Below are 21,592 nucleotides of genomic sequence, written 5' to 3'. Positions count from 1 at the left end.
AATAATCCCTGATAGTTATACGTCTAATTTTTCAACCCAGAGCAAACCTGCTTGCTCTATTAATTGATATACAGAAGTGAATGCTTCTTCACTTTTACGGTATGGATCGGGGATCTCTCTGTGACCTAACCAATGCCCATAAAGCATTGTTTTCCCTCTTGCTTCTGGAGCTATACGGCCAATTTGTTCGATATGAGATTTTTCCATCGCCAAGATCAAATCATATTGCCGCGCTAGCGCAGAAGTAAATTGTTGCCCTTGGTGCCCCTCTAAGGAAAGGTCATTTAGAGCGGCAATCTTAATCGCACTGCTATCAGCAGTATGGCCAACAAGAGCACCTGTTCCCGCTGAGTCGATTCTCTTATTCGGAAGTGCTTGTCGTAAAAAGCGTTCCCCTATAGGGGAGCGACAGATATTACCTGTGCATACAACCAAAATTGATTCAAACATAGTGATTACCAAGTTCTGATAAAGCGAGCTGTTTCAGTCATATCGTGTACACCTGTAATTGTTGGTACAAGCTGAGATATCACTCGGTTCCATCGTACTAATGGAGCAGTTGTAACGTAGACAATATCATATGGCAGCAACTGAAATTCAGTTCCAAGTACCATTGCTGAAGCATCTTGCGCATTCAGTTGATAGATATTGGCAATTTTTCCTTGTTTATCACCTTTCAACTGGCGCACAACAAATACTCCTGTCGCATCGCTCATTGCCTGGGATATACCTTCAGCGTTACCCAATGCCTCTGCAAGAGTCATACCACTGCGATCCATCTTCATCGTACTTTGCTTGCCAACTTCTCCCATAACAAAGACTTTTAAATCGTCGTTACGCGGTATGAATAGAATATCGCCGGGGTAGAGTAAGTGATTCTCAGTCAAATCGCCCTTCTGCATTAATGCATATAGAGAAACTTTGGTGTCTTTGCCATTATGTGTTAATACAACATTGCGCCAATCGGCATCCGGAGCAAGCCCACCAGCATTATTAATTGCGTCCATTACGGTCAAGGGAATATTGGTAATTGGCTGCTGTCCCGATTTAACTACTTCACCTGTAACATAAGCCTTTTGCGAACGGAAAGCTGCCACGCTGATATCTACCTGAGGACTTTCAATATAAGTAGTTAACCGACTGGCAATATCTTGGCGTACCTGACTTAGCGTTTTTCCAGCAACCTGTACTTTACCAATATAAGGATAGAAGATCGTACCATCTGCATTCACCCAGTTGCCGGTATCGCTTGCACTACGATACTGGCCTGCAGGGGTGGTTAATTCAGGGTGATCCCACACTGTCACCATGAGTACATCACCCACACCAATTCTATACTCGTAGCTTTTAAGCAGGTTATCCAACTGTGGGTTAGGTCGTGCCGTCAGCGCTTCCGGACGCAACTGATCGATCAGGCCTGGCGTCATTGGATAGACATTAACCAATTTATCCAGATCGTAATCACTGTCCGGTAGTTCAACCACATTCTTACGTAGGCTATTTAATCCCTGGCCAGGGATAATGGTGCAGCCTGCTAAAAATCCTATTGCCAACGCTAATGCCGAAAATCTAACAATTTTTTTCTTCATAATGTCACATCATCAGTAAACCAAAATTTGCTAATCCCTGAGCTGCCGTCCAGTTACCAGTTGGTTCCAACCTGGCTCTAAAAAGTGAAGACCATATTCTCTTCATCACCCGCAGCATTCAGCCTATAAACTAAACGGTATTTCAATCCCTGCACTTGCCCCGATATCATCGCTATCACTATGATTAGCATCGGTATACCAGAGAGAGGTATTCAGTCGTACGGTTTTGTATACGTCTCCGCTCCACCCTAACTGCACGCCTTTTAGCGTGTCGGATTTCGGAAATGCCTTATTAATTGATTGATCCTTAGGATTCACTTTCGCATAGACCAAGCGTGTACTCCAGCGCTGGTTGTCTTCTGTTACAAGTTCGACTTTACCGGCAAACAGCTGTCCATCTCCGCCCATTGCATCCCCCAGCGGATAGCCCTGCTGATAGTAGCCATCTTTATAAATATGATGGTTATAGCTATAGTTCGTTCGACTCATATTGCTGCGGGTATCGTGTGCTTCCACATACCAGTTAACCGCATCTTTACCCCAACCGTGATGCCCTTCAACACCGCCAAGGAACATATTTGCCGATGGTAGATATCCGGACTCATCTTCACCAATCATCTGTCCGTAGAAACTTACCGGCCAGCCCAAGGTAGGCTCAAGCTTAAATTTGAAATCAAACCCAGCCAGCTGGTTACCCGGTTCATTATCGGTACCAGTATTGTCCTGCCCGGTGAAACCATCCCAGAAGCTGCTAAACGACTGTGGCCGCCCCTCCCCACCCCACTGCATAATGCGCGACGCACCCAGTTCAAGAGACTGGAACGGCGTGAAGGTCAATCGGCCACCGATAATCTTGGTGTGCGGCACTGCGGTATATTGATTCATCTGGCTGGCGGAGATCTGATACTGCCACGGGCCAATCCAGCGCAGCCACCAGGTTTCCGGTGCGGCCTGCTCGGCACGCTGCATTAAAAATCCAGTCATCGGCCTTGCGGCGTCGCCGCGGATCAGGCTGCCTTCATAGCCAGGACCCCACCACTGCTGGACCTGGCCAAATGACAGCCACTGGTTCCAGAACTTCACGGCGCCATAGGCACCATTCGCATTAAAGCGAGAGCCGTTGCTGATACGCTCTCCGCCTTCAACATTTCCCTGGAGATGAACATCCCACCATTCGCCGCTATTATTGAAGGCCAGCGAGAGCGAGTTATCCGCGGGTTGGCTTTGGCCAAAGCCCTGTGGCGTTCCGGGCTGGTCGGTCGAGGTATAGCCGCTGACGCGAAAATCAGCTTTCAGGGAGGAGAGGCGTTGGTTAATGCGTGCCAGGACAACCTGCTCTGACGAATAGGAAGGCTTTGCCTTCTTCAATGCGCGGGTAATCTCTTCCTGGCTCAGGGGCCAGGTTGAAAGGCTAAGCTGGATAACGCCCCGGTCGGATAGCCACGACAGGTCGTTACGCAGCTCGTTATCATTCGTGACCAGACCAGCGGCAAGAACCGGCGAGCTCACCGAGGTAAGCAGCCCGAGAGCAAGTGCGATACGCGCAATCTTCATCATTATACAAGATCCATTTTTTAGCCCCACCAGCAAACAGACACGGTTGCGGGGAATGTAGGTATTGAGAGCGTACTCTGACGCCAGCCTTCAGTATGTTTGTGCCGCATCTATACTGCAGCAACGATCACCGGGGAGCGATAGAGTAAATCATCGGTGAAACGTTGCCGCCTCAGCGGTTGATAATCGTTCATATCGCATATAATGCAAGCAAAAAACGCGCGTAGCGTTATCAAGAACTATTCTTTGCTGTGTTTAGCCTTGGCTGACATGTTGCTGCAGATCGCACCGGCTATTCTCTGAAAGCAACTCAGTATATACGGGTCGTCAGGATATTCACCTGCCGTGGCAGGTTTTAGGACTTTCGAACGTCTAAAGAAGGCTTTGCTGAAAGGATTCGAGCACTTTCGGAAACGCTACCGCCCTTGGCTTAACAGCTACCAATGCACTGTACTTCCTTTTTTAAGCCAAATGACCGACTTCATGTCCGTCGAATAATTAATCACATACTATAATTTTAGCGGCATTAAGTTTACGAGATTCTGCCGTCAAATGGGAGAGTAAATGAAAATTATTCACTCATTAATACCCATCTACCTTGACGCTAAAACCATGCACACGCTTAGCATTAAGCTTATTAAGCTGCGCCGTAAAATTTGTAGACTTAACATTCATCGCTGTAAGCAAAATCACTAAAGTCATTGTTTTTTATAGCTTTCCAAAGAAAGTGAAACGAATAAATCCATTCCCTATGTGCTCCAGTCAACTACAAAATCTAATAGATTTAGTTTGGTTATTATACTTGACAAACTTAATTTAAAATCAGACGGTAATCTTATCGCTCTATTTAGGAATCATCTCACAAGCATTATAAAAATCATGGATATTGCACAGGATGTAGTAGCAGTTATTTATTTCACGAATATGAATCTGCTCCGCCCACTTACTCAATCTGCAGCTATCATGACGCTAGCGCTATCTCCGTGATATTGAGCGATGCCCGTAAGCTCAACGCATCTCTTTGGCGCAATCAATAAAAGTGCTTATGCAGATCCGCGCGGGTAAAGGGTTTTTCCAGCGGGCCAATTTTCACCGCAATCTCACCCAGTAGGGACTGGGTTGGCGCCTTTACGCCAGTGTTAAGCAGCAGTACGGGGATCATAATTACGCTGAACACCCCGCTCCACGAAAGCTGTACATTCCCCGCTCGCGATGTCCGCGATTGCAGCAGGAGGAATAATGCGCTACCGCTCGCGCCCAGCAGCAGGCCTGCGACCACTTCCGAGGTGGAGTGGGCGTGAATCATTAATCTGGAGTAACCCACCAGCGCCGCCATGGCATAGCCAACAACGACGGCAGCGCGACGCACTCCTGTCGTAGCGCGAGAGAAAAGGAGCCATAAAAATATCGGCCAAAATGCGGCTGACAGAGCGGTATGCCCGCTAAACCCGGTGAAATCGATTTCACGAATACCGATGCCCCAGCCCATAAAGGCCAGTTTAGATGCGCTAACGATAGCGCCAGTGATGCCGAACAAGAGTGCCCAGTGGCAGGCCACCTGCCGGGATGGTGCCCGCAGGAACAACACAATCAACAGTCCCGCCGCGCTAGGTAGCAGCACGGTGCTATCGCCAAAAAAGGAGACAAATTGCCAGCTCATTTACTTTTCATCCTTTGACGATATCTCCTGTTCATAGCGTTTTTCCACGATGTTTATGTGGGCATGCATATCCACAAACTTCACATTTTTATGCATGCATTACCGTTGTTTAATGCGTAAGTATGATCTCAGTCAAGTTTTATTTTTTTATGTTCGCCGGGACTACGCATTTGTTTTAAGAACAATCTCACTAAGTAACTCTTCATTAAGATTAAATTCTGCTCGTCTGACCATTACGCGATCTTGCCGTTATCCGCGCAGAACCTGATTCACACGACGTATTGCGGATAAATTCATTGAAATGCTTATCTAAAACCGCTAACACTCTGATTATATATGTTTTTTAGATAAACATTTCTTTCAGGCTAAAGGCTATCTAACCGGCTACAGAAGCATCGAGGGATTTACCTTCTTAATTTTGCTTCCGTAGCCCGCTATTTTTTCTGCGTCGCCGTGACGTCGTTAGGCAAGCAGCTTCTTAATGCTTTCGCGGAATTTGTTGCCTTCTTTATGGTTACGCAGTCCGTAATTAACGAATGCCTGCATATAGCCCATCTTCTTACCGCAATCGTAGCTCTCGCCGGTCATCAGCATAGCGTCGACGGACTGCTTTTTCGCCAGCTCTGCGATAGCATCCGTTAACTGAATACGGCCCCATGCGCCCGGCGCAGCGCGCTCCAGCTCGCCCCACACGTCGGCGGAGAGAACGTAACGGCCTACGGCCATCAGGTCGGAGTCGAGGGTCTGCGGCTCATCCGGCTTCTCGATAAACTCTACGATGCGGCCAATCTGCCCTTCCGTTTCCAGCGGTTCACGGGTCTGAATAACCGAATACTCGGCCAGATCGCCGGGCATTCTCTTCGCCAGAACCTGGCTGCGCCCCGTTTCATTGAAGCGGGCCACCATCGCCGCAAGGTTGTAGCGCAGCGGATCGGCGCTGGCATCGTCTAATACGATATCCGGCAGCACGACAACAAACGGGTTATCGCCAACAATCGGGCGGGCGCAAAGGATAGAGTGGCCTAAACCAAGCTGCTGTCCCTGACGTACGTTCATAATGGTGACGCCCGGCGGACAAATAGCCTGCACTTCGGCCAGCAGCTGGCGCTTCACGCGCTGTTCAAGCAGCGCTTCCAGCTCGTAGGAGGTATCAAAATGGTTTTCAACTGCATTCTTGGATGAATGGGTAACCAGCACAATTTCCTTGATGCCGGCGGCAACAATTTCGTCAACGATGTACTGAACCATAGGTTTATCGACGATCGGCAGCATCTCTTTGGGGATCGCCTTAGTTGCCGGTAACATATGCATACCTAACCCTGCTACCGGAATAACCGCTTTCAAACTCGCCATTCTCATATCCATCCGTAAGTTATAGATCTTTCTATGCCTGTCAGACCGCATGTATCAACGGCATTTATTGCTGATAATACAGGTTTGCGACCGGCCCGACTTCCCGTCAAATTCTGAATTTACGCGTTTAACCAGAGAATACACTTAAAGTATGATGGCCGACAGGCCGATTTAAGAAAATTCTTATGCCATTTATTTCGTTGGATCGCAAGGCACGCTCATCGTGACGGACCCTACTTATCCCTCCATCTCTACCCATAAGATTAATCTATGTGTCAACAAACGCAAAATTACCATAATAATTTGATTTATATTGATATTTTACAATTCAACAGCGCAAAAACCGCCCACTGAATAGCGCTTAGCGCTCCGTTAAAATGAGCGTTAAGGTGAGATATTTTGAAATATTCGCCCTATACCTGACCGGGATACACGCCTGCCATTGCCATATAAATCTATAAATATACTTATATATGAACGGATATATCACAAGCCACGCAATCAGGTAGTAGGAAAAACCATTCATCACCATGATACAGCCAAATAGCCGCCTGCTCATCGTACCGCGTGAGCGGTAATCGCGTAACGATAGCCGGCAGTGAGCCGCGATATAACGCCGCTGGCGCTCAGAATCACAATAAGCCGCCTCCCGGCGGCAATCCTGATTTCAATCACTTATACGTCGGTTAATTCGCATAAATATAAGCCATAACGTTTATATTTTATCCGCTGGAATATTCATCACGTTTACTTTTATTTGTCTCCGACCTCAGCGGAGGCGGGGTCTGAGCGGGCGTATACGACATAATTCGAGTTGCAATTTACCAGTCGCTTATCCATGATCGACGTATGGCACGCTTATGTTGTAAAGGTTTTAACGAATGATGGAATGGATTGCCGACCCCTCAATCTGGGCCGGTCTGGTAACGCTTGTCGTTATTGAACTGGTGCTCGGGATTGATAACCTGGTGTTTATCGCGATTCTTGCCGAAAAGCTTCCTCCCGCTCAGCGCGACCGCGCCCGCGTCATTGGCCTGCTGTTGGCCATGCTGATGCGCCTGCTGCTGCTGGCATCGATATCCTGGCTAGTCACCCTGACGAAGCCGCTGCTGACCTATCATGACCTGAGCTTCAGCGCGCGCGACCTGATCATGCTGTTTGGCGGGCTATTTTTACTGTTTAAGGCCACGGTTGAGCTTAACGAACGCCTCGAAGGCAAGGACAGCGATAATCCCGTTCAACGCAAAGGCGCACGGTTCTGGGGCGTAGTGACGCAGATTGTGGTGCTGGACGCCATCTTCTCGCTCGACTCGGTGATTACCGCGGTCGGTATGGTCGACCATCTGGCGGTGATGATGGCGGCGGTGGTTATCGCCATAAGCCTGATGCTGCTTGCCAGTAAAGCGTTAACCCGCTTTGTTAACAGCCACCCGACTATCGTTATCCTGTGCCTCAGCTTCCTGTTAATGATCGGCTTTAGCCTCATCGCCGAAGGGTTTGGCTTCCCAATCCCGAAAGGTTATCTCTACGCGGCGATCGGCTTCTCGGTGATCATTGAGTCGCTCAACCAGCTGGCGCTGTTCAATCGCCGTCGTTTCCTCTCGGCCAATCTGACGCTGCGCCAGCGCACCACGGAAGCGGTGATGAGCCTGCTGAGCGGGCATAAGGAAAACGCCGAGCTGAATACGGATAGCGCGGCGCTCATTGTCAATCAGCAGGACGGCCCGCTGTTCAACCCCCAGGAGCGGCGGATGATTGAGCGGGTGCTTAACCTCAACCAGCGCACCGTCAGCAGTATTATGACCTCACGCCATGATATCGAGCATATCGATATGAGCGCACCGGAAGCCGAGATCCGCGCGCTGCTGGAGAAAAATCAGCATACCCGGCTGGTGGTCACCGGCGGGGAAGATGACGAAGACCTGCTCGGCGTGGTGCACGTTATCGACCTGCTGCAGCAGTCGCTGCGCAACGAGCCGCTCAACCTGCGCGTTCTGCTGCGCCAGCCGCTGGTGTTCCCCGAAACGCTGCCGCTGCTTCCCGCCCTCGAGCAGTTTCGTCATGCCCGGACCCACTTTGCCTTCGTGGTCGATGAGTTCGGCTCCGTTGAAGGGCTGGTGACGCTCAGCGACGTGATGGAAACGATTGCCGGTAATCTGCCGAATGAGGCGGAAGAGATTGACGCCCGCCACGATATTACCCGGGACCCTGACGGCAGCTGGACGGTCAACGGCCATATGCCGCTCGAAGATTTAGTCCAGTACGTTCCCCTGCCGCTCGATGATAAGCGCGAGTATCACACCATCGCCGGCCTGCTGATGGAGTATCTGCAGCATGTGCCTGAAGCCGGGGAAGAGGTTAAGATTGGCGATTACATTCTGCGTACCCTGCAGGTTGAAAGCCACCGGGTGCAGAAGGTGCAGATTATCCCACCGCCGGCGCAGGACGATGAGCTGAGTTACGAAGTATAGGATGATGACGTTCCCCGGTAGCGCAGCGCTCGCCGGGGCTTCGGGTTAGCGCGGGGCCCGTATCCCGGATAAGCATCGCGCTATCCGGGATACGGGACCTGCCGCGGTCAAAGCTTATCGAGCAGCTTCTTCACGTCTTTGCCGTCCTGGCTGTTCTTATTGCGTTCAACCCAATCGTTCAGGCGCTGCTTCGCCTCATCCTGCAGCTGCTTACGCAGAATCTGGTCAACCTGCAGGCTGTAGCTTAGCGACTGCCACTTGCCGTAGATTCGCAGCGGAATCGCCGTCTGCTTGAGTCGTTCGATCAGCTTGCCCTCGCCTTTCCAGCCGCCAAGCACGCGGACGTTAAAGCGCATATCGCAATCTTCTTTTAGCAGGTTCAGGCTCCCCTGCCCGGTTAGCGCCATCAGCTCGGACTGCCCCTGCATACTCTTGAGCGTCACCTCGCCGCTATCCAGCAGCAGGTCGCTGCTCATGGAATCGAGGCGGGTGGCATTATCGTAGTTCTCCTGCGTCTGCACGTTGGTGCTGCGCGCAACCGCCTGCTGCACCAGCTGCTGGAAATTGAGCCCTTCGGTGCGGGTATCGCTCATTTGCAGATGCGCCTGCCCCTGCCAGCTGCGGCGGAAGTCGTCGGCATCAATACGCTGGCCGGAAAAATCGCCGGCCAGCGAGAGCTTACCGGTGAGGTTCAACGAGTAGTTAAAGGCATTAAGGATGGTGGCAATCTCGACGTTATCGAGTTTTGGCTGGAACGAAGCCTCAGCGGTATCCTTGCGCGCATCCAGCGTGCCGGGCAGAGAGATAAGCCCGCCGTCGAGCTCGCCCTGCAGCTGATTAATCGTCAGCAGCCCCTGCTGGTTAGTGATATCGCTCTTAACCTGGGTAAAGTTCATTCCCCGCCACTGCAGGCGATCGGCGGTCAACGCCATATGCGCGCTGAAGCCGCGCAGGCTATCGTAATCCTGCTGAATGTCGCTATCGGCAATCACCGGACGCATCTGACGCGGCTGGCTTTGCCCCTGCTGGCTTGCCGCGCTATCGCCGGCGGCCTCGGTGTGCGTCAGCAGGCTATCGAGGTTCAGCGTACTGGCGTGGAGATTAAGCTTCCAGTCGGCCTGCTCGCCCAGAACCACGCTGGCACTGCCGGAAATCGCGCTGCCGTTAGCCGTCAGATTCAGCTTATCAAAGCCGATCTTTTTCTGATCCTCAAGCCAGCTGGCCTGCAGGCTGCCCTGGCCACTGATGCCGTTAGCCGGCAGCTCGGCGCCGCGCAGCTGCCAGTTAAGCTGGGAAATTTCGGCCTGCAGGGAGTGCGGATAATCGCCGCCCTGCACCTCGGCGGAGAAGGAGAGCGCCAGGTCGCGCTGATCGCGATTGACCCGCCCGGAGAAATCGAGCGTCGCGTGATGATTTTGATCCTGATCCATCTGCAGACGAATATCACGCACCGTCACCTGCTCGCCGCTTTCGTGCTGGAAGAACAGCACGCTATCGACAACCTTCAGCTGCCGCACGTCATAGGACCAGCCGCTGTCTTCCGACACCTGCGGCAGCGTATTGTCATGCGGAACCACCGGCGCATTCAGATCGCGCACCGCTTCCGTTTTTGGCGTCAGCTGGATAACCGCGCCTTTAAGCATCACCTGCTTAACCTGCAGCTGGTGGGAAATCAGCGGCAGCAGCGCCACGTCGAGGCGCATATTGTCGGCGCGAACCACCGGTTCGGCCGCGCCGGGCGCCGTTAGCGTCATGCGCCCGGACAATATGCTCAGCTGCGGCCAGACGTGCCAGCGCAGCGGGCCATCGAGTTTGAGCTGATAACCGCTACGCTCCGCTACCTTGTGCACCATATAGGCGCGAAAATCATTGGGATTGACCAGCAATACCAATGCGGTAAGCCCGGCGACAACTACCGCCAGTAAGATCATCAGCGTCGTCAGAATTCGTCTCATGGCACCCTCAGCAAGCCGCTTACGTTATCAATCCTTGTCGATTCGACTCGCCACCGCGCCCTGCTGGTCGCGATATTTGGCGTCTTCACGGCGGTTATAGGGACGGGCCGCCGGGCCGGACAGCGGTTCAAAACTCAGCGCGCCGATCGGCATCCCGGGACGCAATGCCAGCGGCAGCTTGCCGGAGTTAAAGAACTCAAGCACGATGCAGCCCGACCAGCCCGGATCGATGCGGTGGGCGGTCACGTGAACCATCAGCCCCAGACGCGCCAGCGACGAACGGCCGTCCAGCCAGCCCACCAGATCCGCAGGCAGGGTGACCGACTCAAAGGTTACCGCCAGCGCCAGCTCGCCAGGATGGAGATAGAACGCTTCGCCTTCCGGCAGCACGATCTCTTCGCTCATCACGCGATCCAGCGCCGCGGTCACTTCCGCCTTCGGCCCGCTCAGGTCGATAAACGGCGCAGTGTGGCCGCGAAAGGTGCGGAACTTATTGCCCAGGCGGACATCGACGGTCGCACCATTAATGCGCTCAACGGGTGGACGCGGGCTGATGGATAGCCGGCCCTCATCCAACCAGGCTTCTATATCTCGGTCGCACAGACGCATGAGCTTTCTCCTTTAAGGCATCGCGCCCTCACACCTTCCGGGGATAAGGGCAATATGGGTTCTCTTTGCACGTTACACAATTCGTTAGTGTTATTCAAAGAACTGGCTGATCTTGGCCTTCAGAATATCAATCGCAATGCGGTTCTTGCCGCCGCGAGGCACGATGATGTCGGCATACTGCTTGGAAGGGTCAATAAACTGCAGGAACATCGGACGGACGGTTTTCTGATACTGCGCCATCACCGAATCCATCGAGCGCCCGCGTTCGTTAACGTCGCGCTTAATACGGCGCATCAGGCAGATATCCAGCGGCGTATCGACGAAAATGGAAAAGTTTAATTCATTGCGTAAACGCACGTCGGTCAGGAGTAATATCCCCTCAAGGATAATCACTTTCTTCGGCTCAATATGGATAGTTTCCGGCATCCGCGTGTGCTCAACGTAGCTGTAAACCGGTAATTCAATCGGCTGGCCGCTTTTCAGCATCTGCAGGTGCTGAAACAGCAGGCTATGGTCCATCGAGCTGGGATGGTCATAGTTGGTTTTAACCCGCTCTTCCATCGACAAATGACCTTGATCTTTGTAGTAGCTGTCTTCCGGAATAACGCCGATATGCTCGTCGCCAACCTGCTCGCGCAATTCGCGATAGAGCGTGCTGGCAATAAGACTTTTTCCCGAAGCCGATGCGCCGGCAATACCTATAATGACGCACTGATGAGACGTATCAGTCATAACTTTTTGCGACCTGATTAACCTGGATATATATACACATCATCCTGCAAACTGCCTCGGCGTTAGCTGCGTCGTGCACTTCGGTCGCTGGCTTTAGCCCGCTTCCGGGGGTTCACTTCCCCACCGCCTTGACGCATCTCGAATGATTTTATGTACAGGAAGGGTGACGTTTTAGCGTCAAACGCGGCAATTATAGGGGCTTCAGCGCGGCGATACCAGCGCTAAGCGCCCCGTTAGGCTATTCCGCGACCGGGCTCCACCCCTCGGTGTACCAGATGTGCAACAGCGCATAGGATCGCCACGGCTGCCAGCGGCTGGCATAGCGAGCAATACGCGCCGGAGTCAGGGTGGGGAAGCGCTGCTTAATCAGATAATCATCGGCGAGGAAAATATCCTTCGCCTGCCAGCCGCGCAGGGCGAAATAGCTCGCGGTCCAGCGGCCAATGCCCGGCAGGGTTTGCAGCTGCTTCATTCCCGCCGCAATATCGTTCGGCGCCGTCAGCGGGAGCTCGCCGCTGATGGCCGCCTGCGCCAGATAAACCAGCGCTTCGGCGCGCCGCAGCGGCATGCCCAGCGCCTTCAGCGCCAGCGGGTCGGCCAGCGCCAGTTTCTGCGGCGACGGAAAAAGAAAGTATCCCGGCGCCTGCGCCAGCGGCTCGCCGAAAGCGGCGACCACCTTCGCCGTCAGCCTGGCCGCCATCGCTACGCTAACCAGCTGCCCCAGCACCGCCCGCACCGCCTGCTCGAAGGGGTCGAGGCAGCCGGGCAGGCGCAGTCCCGGCCGCGGCCGCGCCAGCGGGCCCAGCGCGAGCATAATCTCCTGCGGGTCGCAGGCGAGGTCAAACATGCGCGCCACGCGGCGCAGGCACTCATCCGCGACCGGCAGCAATCCCTCGGAGAGCGTCACCCGCAGCCCCTGCGCGGCATCGTCCGGGGCGATCGTTATCAGCCCGCCGTGCCCCGCCAGGAAGAAGCTGCGGGTGTAGCGCCCTTCGCTAAAGGTTTCGATTCCCTGAACCGCGCGGGCGCCGAGAAAACCGAGTATCCACTCCCCGTCGTAGGGCGGGTGCCAGGGTAATAGCGTCATAGTTTCTCCTGATGAATTGCCTCAATGATAGCCGCTGTGCGGATGCCGCACCTTGCTTTTAAATTCCAGTTGTCGCCGTGGCGGCAATCCGCTAAAGTCGCCCCCCTTCTTCACAGGCATGGGGATTTTCAGGTCATGTTTATTGGTTTTGACTACGGAACCGCCAACTGTTCGGTTGCCGTAATGCGCGACAATACGCCGCAGCTGTTAACGCTGGAAAACGGCAGCAAGCTGCTGCCTTCAATGCTCTCTGCGCCGACCCGCGAAGCGGTCAGCGAGTGGCTCTACCGGCATCATAGCGTCCCGACCAACGGTGATGAAAATCAGGCGCTGCTGCGCCGCGCGATGAACTTTAACCGCGAGGAAGATATCGAGGTTCTCGATAGCAGCGTGCAGTTTGGCCTCGCCTCCCTGCACCAGTACGTCGATGACCCGGAGGAAGTGTACTTCGTCAAATCGCCGAAATCCTTCCTCGGCGCCAGCGGCCTGAAGCCGCAGCAGGTCGCGCTGTTTGAAGATCTGGTCTGCGCCATGATGGTCCATATTAAGCAGCAGGCGCAAACCCAGCTTTCGGAGACCATCGACCAGGCGGTCATTGGTCGGCCAATTAACTTCCAGGGCCTCGGCGGCGATGAGGCTAACGCCCAGGCGCAGGGGATCCTTGAACGCGCGGCGCAGCGCGCCGGGTTCCGCGACGTGGTGTTTCAGTTTGAGCCGGTTGCCGCGGGGCTGGATTTCGAAGCCACGCTCGGCGCGGAAAAGCGCGTGCTGGTTGTCGATATCGGCGGCGGTACCACCGACTGTTCGCTGCTGCTGATGGGCCCGGAGTGGCGTCAAAAGGCCGATCGCCAGCAGAGCCTGCTGGGGCACAGCGGCTGTCGCGTCGGCGGGAACGATCTTGATATCGCCCTCGCCTTTAAATGCCTGATGCCGCTGCTCGGCATGGGCGGCGAAACCGAAAAAGGGATTGCCCTGCCGGTTCTGCCGTGGTGGAACGCGGTGGCGATTAACGACGTCCCGGCGCAGACGGATTTCTACAGCAGCGCCAACGGCAGGCTGCTCAACGATTTAGTCCGCGATGCCCGCGACGGCGAGAAGGTCGCGCTGCTGACCAAGGTGTGGCGCCAGCGCCTCGGCTATCGCCTGGTACGCGGTGCCGAGGAGAGCAAAATTGCCCTCTCCGCGCAGGATAGCGTCACCGCCGGACTGCCGTTTATCAGCGCCGACCTGGCGACGGCCATCAGCCAGCAGGGACTGGAAGCCGCGCTGAACCAGCCGCTGGCGCGGATCATGGAGCAGGTTCAGCTCGCGCTGGACAGCAGCAGCGAAACGCCGGACGTCATCTATCTGACCGGCGGTAGCGCCCGCTCCCCGCTGATCAAGAAAGCGCTGGCGGCCCATCTGCCGGGTATTCCCGTTGCCGGTGGCGATGACTTTGGCTCGGTCACCGCCGGTCTGGCCCGCTGGGCGCAGGTGGTCTTTAGCTAATTCCGCTGCGGGCGGCCGGACTTTCGGCCGCCCCGTTGTCCGTCAATGCTGCGGATTGCCATCAGGCGATAAGCTCTCCTGCCGCCCGTATCCGCCAACTCGTCGGCAAATAAAAAGATATTCTCAGCCCGCCCGGGCGCCGGGTATCACAAAATGCTCTCTCCCATCCTCTTTCATTCGTGATATACCCTATGGCGCAATCCCGGCCGCCCGCGGCGCTGTCGCAAGGTTTTGGCCCGTAATGACCAACAGAAACGGCGAACTGAAATAAAGCTGGAATATTCCCTGTCAGGTCAGCAAAATGCTTTCGCGTCTGAACCTCTGCACTTTTCCCCGGGATACCGGCGGATTTACGCTGCCGGTTATTCACTGTCGCGCTATTTAAAATACCGTTAATAATGCCGCAAGGGGGCGTGATTGGATCGCGTGTGCGCTATTTTTGCTACGGCTAAGCCGGTAGCCTGGTTCAGGTGCCTTTTATTAGTCTGCTGCGGCGTATTGAGCTATTTCCAGAGCCTGGCGCCGGCCCATGCTGAGTCCCGCCAGCTGGGAATTGATATTCCGGTCTTCTGGTTTGCCGACGCCGACGGCCGGATGACGGTGGATACCTTCGCTTCGCTGCCGGAGAGCGATCTGCAGCCGCTGCACAAAATCCCCTCCTTTGGCTACTCGCGCAAGGCCTGGTGGCTTAAGGCCACCTTACCGGCCTCTTACTTCGCCGGCGAGCCGCGCTGGCTGCAGGTTGGCCCCTCTTTTGTCGACAACCTGACGGTATTCTATCGTCCGGCCGGCAGCGCTGCGCCCTGGATCCGCAAGACCTTCGGCGACCATGCTCCGGCCAGGGAGAGCGATATCGACTATCGCGAAAGCGTACTGATTTTTCCGCCGCCCCCGGGCCCTGCGGGCTACGAGGTGGTTTTCCATCTCCAGAGCAGCAGCACCCTGATCCTGCTGGCGACCCTCTCCTCCCCCGAGGAGTTTGTCCAGTCGGCCACCATCGATACCGCCTTCTGGAGCTTCTATTTCGGCCTCGCCATTATTGCCAGCGGCATTGCCCTGTGGCTGGCCATCGCGCTGCGCCGTCGCCTGCTGTGGGGGATCTGCCTCTTCTCCCTCAACTACCCGCTGGTTGCGGCGCTGCACGGCTACCCGGAGTGGCTATTCGGCCAGGCGGTGCTGCCCGTTCAGGACTACATGATAAGCTGCCTGTCGCTGCTCAGCTACGCCACCGCCCTGTGGCTGCACGCCGAAGTGTTCGACCTGAAGAAGAATATGCCCAGGCTGTATCGCCTGCTGCTGCTGGCGGTGGGGTTGAACGTCGTACTCCAGCTGAGCATTCCGCTGGGCTTTTACGGCCTGGCGATGCAGATTGAGGCGGGGATATTCTTTATTGCCTCCCCGGTGCTGCTGACAACCTCCTGGATGCTGTGGCGGCGCAAAGCGATCGACTTAAATACGCTGCTCCTTGGCCTGCTGCCGCCGGTCTACGTCGCCTCGGCGGCGCTGGTATTGCTCTCGATACACGGCGTCATTCCCTATCATCAAGCGATCTACTCCGCCTGGCAGTACGCGCTGATCGTCCATATCATCACCGTGCTGATCATCGCCGTGCTGCGGGTGCGCGCGGAAAACCGCCGGCTGCTGCAGAAACAGCAGCTGGCGCGGGAGCTGCGCATCGAGCGCGAGGCCAGCTTTAACCAGCGCCAGTTTATGGGGATGGTGGCGCATGAGTTCAGAACGCCGCTGGCGATTATCCAGGCCGCGCTGGAAAACCTGCGCCTGTGCGCCGCAACCCTGGAGCAGGGGCCCCGGCTGGATCGCATGCAGCGGGCAACCACCCGCCTCGTTCAGCTCACCGATAACTGCCTGGCCGATGCCCGGCTCTCCTCCGAGGCGTTTTCCGTCGATAAACGGGACGCGGCGCTGCTGCCGGTGATTCAGATGGCGGCGACGGTGGTGGACCTCTCGCTGAAGCACAACCTCAAGATCAGGCTCGAGGGCCATCTCGTGGCGCCCGACGCCCCCTCACCGACGCTGTTTATCGATAGCGGGCTGCTGTGCGTTGCCCTGGCCAACCTGTTCGACAATTCGGTGAAGTATGCGCCCTGCGGCGAAATCGGCATCGATATCGCGCAAAAAGAGCGGCACATAGAGATAAGGATCCGCGACATGGGCCCGGGCATAGCCGCCGAAGCGATCGAGCTGATTTTTGAGCGCTACCGACGCGGCGAAACCCACGGCGCGTCTCCGGCCGGTACCGGCCTCGGGCTGTACGTCGCCAGGCAAATTGTCCAGGCCCACGGCGGCGATTTATGGCTGGCGGCGAACACGCCGACCGGCTGCGAATTTGCGTTAACGCTTCCCCTGACAGAACAGCAGAAGGCCAGGTTATGACATTACGCGTGGCTATCATTGAAGATAGCGCTGATTTACTCGATGAACTGCAGGCTTTTCTCCGCCACCGCGGGTTTGCGGCCTGGGGCGTACGCAGCGCCGAAGCGTTCTGGCGACAGCTGCACGCCGATCCGGTTGATATTGTACTAATCGATATCGGGCTACCGGGCGAGGATGGCTTCAGCGTGCTGGAGTATCTGCATCAGATCGGCCAGTTTGGTCTGATCGTCATTACCGCCCGAGGCCACCAGCAGGACAAGCTGCAGGCGTTAAGCCTCGGCGCGGACTTCTACCTGATTAAGCCGGTTAACTTTTCCGACCTCGCGGCCACCATCCATGCGCTGGGCGCGCGGCTGAAGGAGCAACAGGCGGTGACGCCGGCGCCGCCGGCGCGAGTCGCCGATCCGGCGGTCTCCTCCCCGTGGACGCTGCAGGCCGAGCGGCTGGTGGCGCCGTCGGGGCTGATCCTTCCGCTGACGCAGCAGGAGTACCGGCTGATGGAGATCCTGATGCGCAACCGCAATGAAGTGTGCAGCAAGGTCGATCTGCACGCCTGGCTCTTTACCGGCGAAGGCGAACCCGAGCTGCACCGCATCGACGTGGTCATCAGCCGGCTGCGGCATAAGGCGCGCCTGCACGGTATCAGCCTGCCCATCCGCGCCATTTTCGGCAAAGGCCTGGCGTTTCTTTCCTGAGGATCGGTGGGCCGCCCCCCCCTTTCCGCGCCGTCGTCATTACCGATACGTTATTCATTTTGCTGTAGTTGTTATTTTTTCTCACTTTTTGAGAGAAATGAGAGAAATGAGACTGACGCCCCGATTAGGAATTTTCTTACACTGATTTTGCGCCATCAAGCGCGGGCTGCCGGTGTCCCCTCTTTAGCGAACGGTCTGACAGGCACAGTTCGTGATACCGACCGCCGGGTAAATATAACGATAACGCCGCCCTGCCTGACTTTGCCGGTGCATTAACCGCGACCCAGCAGGCAGGGTAGAGCAAAATTCACGCTTAGCTATTTTTTAGCACTATACACAATATTATTAGCGCCAGCTCCGGCAGGCTCTGAGAGAAAGGAAATTCATCATGAACATGCAAACGGGGTTCGCCCTGCTGCTGTGCGTATTTTGTCTATGTATTTCGGTCTACAGCCTGGTGTCCTATCTGAAGGACCGAAAAAAACAGAAGATTCCGTTTACCTACGGGCGTAAAAAATAACGCCTGGCGGATTTCTGGCAAGAAGAAAAATAATGCGCCCAATAATAACCGGCAGCGGTAATAAGCCGATGCGCAGCCTTTTTCTGCATAACACACAGCAACCATCGCCTACGCCGGAGGTCCGGTCGCGCAATGGCGTCACGTTGACTTATAAAGGAAGTCACGCCATGAAAACAATTAATATTGCGCTTAACACCCGCAGCGCCTTTATCCGCGATGCGCTGGTTTACATGGTGAATGAGCTCACCCGGGAGCGCCCCAGCGTCCGGGTGAACTTCTCCGTGCGCAGAGATACCCTGGCGCACGAGGACATCATTTTCGCCGACCTTCTGCCGGGGGAAATTCACCTGTGCAATACGCTGATCAAAAATCGCAAGCCCGGCAGCTCGGTCATTATCCTGCATAGCTACGATGCCCTCCCGGAGCCGGACTGCATCGTCAACTGCCTGAGGGACGTTATCTTTTTCGCCATCAAATCGGCCAGCGTGGCGCAGATGCGGGCGATTATCGAAAAGGCGCTAAAGAGCGCTGAAAATCCGCCGATTAAATTATTTAAGGACCCCGGGTTAATCTGCAACCACTGCCCGCACCAAACGCTATCGCGTTCGCAGGTCGCGGTGGCCCACGGTCTTATTCATGGGTTTGATATCGGTAAAATATCCGCCATCAATAAGGTGAGTATCAAAACGACCACCTACCATAAAAGTAAAATCATGGAAAAATACCGTCTTAATAACAACCACGACTTTTTTCAGTTTATGAATTTACTTAGAGAAAGAGGATAGCCTGCGTCATCGCCGGGGAATATTTGCGGCCCAGGGTTTAAATTTAGGAATTTATGGGGTTGCGCAGGGAGGCAATTCCTAAAAAAAAGCACCGTGCGGAAAAATAGCTTCTCATGCCCGCCAGACAGCGGATAACATCAGCGCATCTCCGGTATAAAGACGCTTCACCGCGTGGTTATACAATAATAACAACGTATTTAGCGGGGAATTATTACTTCGTCACATCGCCCCTTGCGTGCCTGTTAGGGGCATCTTTTTATCTCGCTGCTCCCCCTCGCGCCGGAAGAAATACGCGCTCCGGCAAGAGCGCGTATGCCATCGTCAGGCCTGAACGCCCTGAGGCTCCGCCTCCGGCACCTCTTCCTGCAGCTGACCCTCATTTTTTGACAGCATCGCCGTCGCAATACCGTTGCCCAGCACGTTAATAGCGGAGCGCCCCATATCGAGGAAATGATCGATCCCCATCAGCAGCAAAATCCCGGCGACCGGAATATTGAAGCTGGGGATCGTCGCAGCCAGCACCACCAGCGCCGAACGCGGCACCCCGGCAATCCCCTTCGAAGCCAGCATCAGCGTCAGCATCATCACCGTAATTTCGCTGAAGCTGAGGTGGATATTATACGCCTGAGCGATAAACAGGGAGGCAAAGGAGCAGTAGACCATCGAACCCACCAGGTTAAAGGAGTAGCCGATGGGCAAAACGAAGGAGACGATATTGCGCGAGCAGCCGAAGCTGACCAGCCGCTCCAGCGTCTTCGGATAGGCCGCTTCCGAGCTGCTGGTGGTAAAGGCGACCAGCACCGGATCTTTCAGCATATTGAGCAGGCGGAAGACCTCTTTTTTCAGCACCATATAGCCCACCGCCACCAGCACCGCGCTGGTGAGCAGTACCGCAACGTAGTAGCCGCCGATAAACGAGGCGTAGTTCAGCAGAATGCCCAGCCCCTGGGAGGCGATAACCGAGGAGATAGCGGCAAAAATCGCCAGCGGAGCCACGTACATCACGTACCCGGTGACCTTGAGCATAATGTGGGAGACCACGTTCAGCGCGGCCACCAGCGGGGCGTTAAATTTCTCCCCCAGCGATGCCCCGGCGATGCCAAAGAACATCGAGAAGACCACGATTTGCAGAATTTCGTTACTGGCCATCGCTTCGGTGATGCTGGTCGGAATGGTATGCGACAGGAACCCTTTCAGGCTCATCCCGCTGACCGCCAGCCCTGTGTCCACGGACTCTTTGGGGATCGCCAGATTCAGGCCGTTGCCCGGATGCCAGAGGGTGACGATCACTAATCCCACCAGAATGGAGAGGATCGAGGAGGTGACAAACCACACCATCGCCTTACCGCCTACGCGACCGATAGTGGCGGTTTCGCCCAGCCGCATTATGCCGACGGTCAGGGTGCTGAAGACCAACGGTGCAATTACCATTTTGATCAGGCGTAAAAACATATCGGTGAAGAGCGTGATGTTATCCGACCATACCGCGATGGCGGTCGGGGAGGCCCAGGCGTGAATTGCCGCGCCGGAAAGTATCCCCATCAGCATGAAGATAACGATGAAGAGCGTGAGTTTGTTTGCACTGGCCACTAAAATTACCCCTGATTTATTTAAGGAATTGTTTTCAAAGCGCATGTCTTTTTTTATTGGAGCGCTTTAAAACATTCACCGTATAAATTGAATAAAAGCCGCTATGGTTACAACTATTTTTTAGTTTATTAACGAAATAGTTGATATGACAGTTGATGTACATCAAGCCACACCCGGTTGTGGCGCAGTCCGTATGGGCCTTGCCGAGGGAGTTCCGGAGGTGCTGGCAAGCGCAGAGACCTTTATGAACAGCCCATTCCCTCCATTGCCAGACCCCTGCCGAACCGTTTTCGTTACGCTGCCGATAGCAGGTCCCGGCCAGTAAACCGATCGTGTCGCCCCGCGGACTGCTTAGCCGTATCGCGCTGCGCCAGGCGTCTAAAGCTCGCCAGAAATCTTCAGTAACGCTATAAGAGTAGGGGATATGAAATAATTTTATCTATTCCATAATATTCCGACTTAAGATAAATACAGCCCAATAATAACCCGAGCCATTATCCTTCAGATAAAGATCCTCCATCTTAAAACCAATAACCGAATCATCTTGTTATTATTCCAAAAATCATAGTATGTAGCGTGCGCATTTATAATATTCACACTCTAAACATATCATCAGCACAGCATTAGCTGCGCGAATAATATGAGACAGGTCAAGCATTATGCTTTTTATATTCTCACCACGCATACCCTCACCAGCATATAAAATCATACACATACTCCTTTCATAATCTGGGTTTTGACAGCAGAAAAATAAAGTGGTAATTATTAAAAACAGCGCAAATAAAAAAACATGCTCACACAGCGATAAACGAATGGACAACATTTTATTTTGTAGCCTGCGCTATCTGCAAACATATTCTACATGAATGAGTAGAGAAAACGATGTTCCCGAACGCCGGATAACAGAGGGAGTAAATGAATAAGTGGAGCAGTAATCAGATGAAAGAATTATTTGTATTGTTTATGAAGTCGTTTTTTGTTTTTTATATCACCCAACTCATTTCCGGTAGCGGAGTGACAGGTAAAACAGTGCTTTATTCTTTATTTGGCGCAGCTATATGGGTGTTGTTATTAAAAATATTCCCGAACTTAACTAACAGGGAGTGACCA

17 protein-coding genes are annotated in these 21,592 nt (G+C 54.3%); 7 read left to right on the top strand and 10 right to left on the bottom strand.

Annotated features, from left to right (window positions below):
- Positions 1 to 15: 15 nt before the first annotated feature.
- From MMW58_RS09765 to galF, 5 genes are all read right to left on the bottom strand, one after another.
- Positions 16 to 450, bottom strand: coding sequence for an arsenate reductase/protein-tyrosine-phosphatase family protein (locus MMW58_RS09765; RefSeq protein WP_118842233.1), 435 nt, complete (start codon positions 448 to 450; stop codon positions 16 to 18).
- A gap of 5 nt (positions 451 to 455) precedes the next feature.
- Positions 456 to 1,589: a polysaccharide export protein gene (locus MMW58_RS09760; RefSeq protein WP_118842234.1), complete on the bottom strand. Its 1,134-nt coding sequence runs from the start codon at positions 1,587 to 1,589 to the stop codon at positions 456 to 458.
- Positions 1,590 to 1,712: 123 nt separating this feature from the next.
- Positions 1,713 to 3,146: a capsule assembly Wzi family protein gene (locus tag MMW58_RS09755; RefSeq protein WP_241723207.1), complete on the bottom strand. Its 1,434-nt coding sequence runs from the start codon at positions 3,144 to 3,146 to the stop codon at positions 1,713 to 1,715.
- A gap of 1,027 nt (positions 3,147 to 4,173) precedes the next feature.
- The gene (locus MMW58_RS09750) at positions 4,174 to 4,803 is read right to left on the bottom strand and encodes a phosphatase PAP2 family protein (RefSeq protein ID WP_118842236.1); all 630 of its coding nucleotides are present in this window, start codon (positions 4,801 to 4,803) and stop codon (positions 4,174 to 4,176) included.
- 462 nt (positions 4,804 to 5,265) lie between these two features.
- On the bottom strand, positions 5,266 to 6,156 hold the full coding sequence (gene galF / locus MMW58_RS09745; protein ID WP_118842237.1) for a UTP--glucose-1-phosphate uridylyltransferase GalF: 891 nt from the start codon (positions 6,154 to 6,156) through the stop codon (positions 5,266 to 5,268).
- Positions 6,157 to 7,040: 884 nt separating this feature from the next.
- Between galF and MMW58_RS09740 the strand changes: the two genes are divergently transcribed.
- On the top strand, positions 7,041 to 8,627 hold the full coding sequence (locus MMW58_RS09740; RefSeq protein ID WP_133599443.1) for a TerC family protein: 1,587 nt from the start codon (positions 7,041 to 7,043) through the stop codon (positions 8,625 to 8,627).
- A 107-nt stretch (positions 8,628 to 8,734) separates the two neighbouring features.
- Here the strand turns inward: MMW58_RS09740 and asmA are convergent, their stop codons facing one another.
- The 4 genes from asmA to alkA form a co-directional block, all read right to left on the bottom strand.
- Entirely contained in the window at positions 8,735 to 10,582 is a 1,848-nt protein-coding gene (gene asmA, locus MMW58_RS09735) for an outer membrane assembly protein AsmA (protein ID WP_241723206.1), read from the bottom strand.
- Positions 10,583 to 10,609: 27 nt separating this feature from the next.
- Complete coding sequence (gene dcd / locus MMW58_RS09730) at positions 10,610 to 11,191, bottom strand: dCTP deaminase (protein WP_133598978.1); 582 nt, start codon at positions 11,189 to 11,191, stop codon at positions 10,610 to 10,612.
- 90 nt (positions 11,192 to 11,281) lie between these two features.
- Positions 11,282 to 11,923: a uridine kinase gene (gene udk, locus MMW58_RS09725; protein ID WP_041146397.1), complete on the bottom strand. Its 642-nt coding sequence runs from the start codon at positions 11,921 to 11,923 to the stop codon at positions 11,282 to 11,284.
- Positions 11,924 to 12,161: 238 nt separating this feature from the next.
- Positions 12,162 to 13,010 (bottom strand): DNA-3-methyladenine glycosylase 2, encoded by an 849-nt coding sequence (alkA, locus tag MMW58_RS09720; protein ID WP_241723205.1) that lies wholly within the window; start codon positions 13,008 to 13,010, stop codon positions 12,162 to 12,164.
- A gap of 135 nt (positions 13,011 to 13,145) precedes the next feature.
- Here alkA and yegD point away from each other — a divergent pair, with 135 nt between their 5' ends.
- The 5 genes from yegD (at position 13,146) to MMW58_RS09695 (ending at position 18,892) form a co-directional block, all read left to right on the top strand.
- Entirely contained in the window at positions 13,146 to 14,498 is a 1,353-nt protein-coding gene (gene yegD, locus MMW58_RS09715; protein ID WP_045855748.1) for a molecular chaperone, read from the top strand.
- Positions 14,499 to 14,996: 498 nt separating this feature from the next.
- Complete coding sequence (locus tag MMW58_RS09710; RefSeq protein WP_241723709.1) at positions 14,997 to 16,892, top strand: sensor histidine kinase; 1,896 nt, start codon at positions 14,997 to 14,999, stop codon at positions 16,890 to 16,892.
- Positions 16,889 to 17,587 carry a response regulator transcription factor gene (locus tag MMW58_RS09705; RefSeq protein ID WP_133598982.1) on the top strand — a complete coding sequence of 233 codons (699 nt, stop codon included), beginning with the start codon at positions 16,889 to 16,891 and terminating at the stop codon, positions 17,585 to 17,587. Before MMW58_RS09710 ends, MMW58_RS09705 begins: the two co-directional genes overlap by 4 nt.
- Before the next feature lie 388 nt (positions 17,588 to 17,975).
- Complete coding sequence (locus MMW58_RS09700) at positions 17,976 to 18,107, top strand: small membrane protein (RefSeq protein WP_159237834.1); 132 nt, start codon at positions 17,976 to 17,978, stop codon at positions 18,105 to 18,107.
- A gap of 167 nt (positions 18,108 to 18,274) precedes the next feature.
- Positions 18,275 to 18,892 carry a helix-turn-helix domain-containing protein gene (locus MMW58_RS09695; RefSeq protein ID WP_241723204.1) on the top strand — a complete coding sequence of 206 codons (618 nt, stop codon included), beginning with the start codon at positions 18,275 to 18,277 and terminating at the stop codon, positions 18,890 to 18,892.
- Positions 18,893 to 19,213: 321 nt separating this feature from the next.
- On the opposite strand, the gene MMW58_RS09690 is transcribed toward MMW58_RS09695, so the two are convergent.
- Positions 19,214 to 20,440: a dicarboxylate/amino acid:cation symporter gene (locus MMW58_RS09690; protein ID WP_241723708.1), complete on the bottom strand. Its 1,227-nt coding sequence runs from the start codon at positions 20,438 to 20,440 to the stop codon at positions 19,214 to 19,216.
- A 957-nt stretch (positions 20,441 to 21,397) separates the two neighbouring features.
- On the opposite strand from MMW58_RS09690, the gene MMW58_RS09685 reads away from it, so the two are divergent.
- Positions 21,398 to 21,589, top strand: a complete 192-nt coding sequence (locus MMW58_RS09685) for a hypothetical protein (RefSeq protein ID WP_241723203.1) — start codon at positions 21,398 to 21,400, stop codon at positions 21,587 to 21,589.
- Positions 21,590 to 21,592: the final 3 nt, after the last annotated feature.

It is taken from the genome of Klebsiella sp. HC6, from assembly GCF_022605325.1.
Classification (GTDB): Bacteria; Pseudomonadota; Gammaproteobacteria; order Enterobacterales; family Enterobacteriaceae; genus Klebsiella; species Klebsiella terrigena.
Note: the sequence above shows the minus strand (reverse complement) of the source record. Positions and strands in the feature narration are given on the sequence as shown.

Coding starts and splice junctions, on each gene's coding strand:
- MMW58_RS09765 (WP_118842233.1), bottom strand. CDS start 450: ATGTTTGAATCAATTTTGGTTGTATGCACAGGTAATATCTGTCGCTCC.
- MMW58_RS09760 (WP_118842234.1), bottom strand. CDS start 1,589: ATGAAGAAAAAAATTGTTAGATTTTCGGCATTAGCGTTGGCAATAGGA.
- MMW58_RS09755 (WP_241723207.1), bottom strand. CDS start 3,146: ATGATGAAGATTGCGCGTATCGCACTTGCTCTCGGGCTGCTTACCTCG.
- MMW58_RS09750 (WP_118842236.1), bottom strand. CDS start 4,803: ATGAGCTGGCAATTTGTCTCCTTTTTTGGCGATAGCACCGTGCTGCTA.
- galF (WP_118842237.1), bottom strand. CDS start 6,156: ATGGCGAGTTTGAAAGCGGTTATTCCGGTAGCAGGGTTAGGTATGCAT.
- MMW58_RS09740 (WP_133599443.1), top strand. CDS start 7,041: ATGGAATGGATTGCCGACCCCTCAATCTGGGCCGGTCTGGTAACGCTT.
- asmA (WP_241723206.1), bottom strand. CDS start 10,582: ATGAGACGAATTCTGACGACGCTGATGATCTTACTGGCGGTAGTTGTC.
- dcd (WP_133598978.1), bottom strand. CDS start 11,191: ATGCGTCTGTGCGACCGAGATATAGAAGCCTGGTTGGATGAGGGCCGG.
- udk (WP_041146397.1), bottom strand. CDS start 11,923: ATGACTGATACGTCTCATCAGTGCGTCATTATAGGTATTGCCGGCGCA.
- alkA (WP_241723205.1), bottom strand. CDS start 13,010: ATGACGCTATTACCCTGGCACCCGCCCTACGACGGGGAGTGGATACTC.
- yegD (WP_045855748.1), top strand. CDS start 13,146: ATGTTTATTGGTTTTGACTACGGAACCGCCAACTGTTCGGTTGCCGTA.
- MMW58_RS09705 (WP_133598982.1), top strand. CDS start 16,889: ATGACATTACGCGTGGCTATCATTGAAGATAGCGCTGATTTACTCGAT.
- MMW58_RS09700 (WP_159237834.1), top strand. CDS start 17,976: ATGAACATGCAAACGGGGTTCGCCCTGCTGCTGTGCGTATTTTGTCTA.
- MMW58_RS09695 (WP_241723204.1), top strand. CDS start 18,275: ATGAAAACAATTAATATTGCGCTTAACACCCGCAGCGCCTTTATCCGC.
- MMW58_RS09690 (WP_241723708.1), bottom strand. CDS start 20,440: ATGCTGATGGGGATACTTTCCGGCGCGGCAATTCACGCCTGGGCCTCC.
- MMW58_RS09685 (WP_241723203.1), top strand. CDS start 21,398: ATGAATAAGTGGAGCAGTAATCAGATGAAAGAATTATTTGTATTGTTT.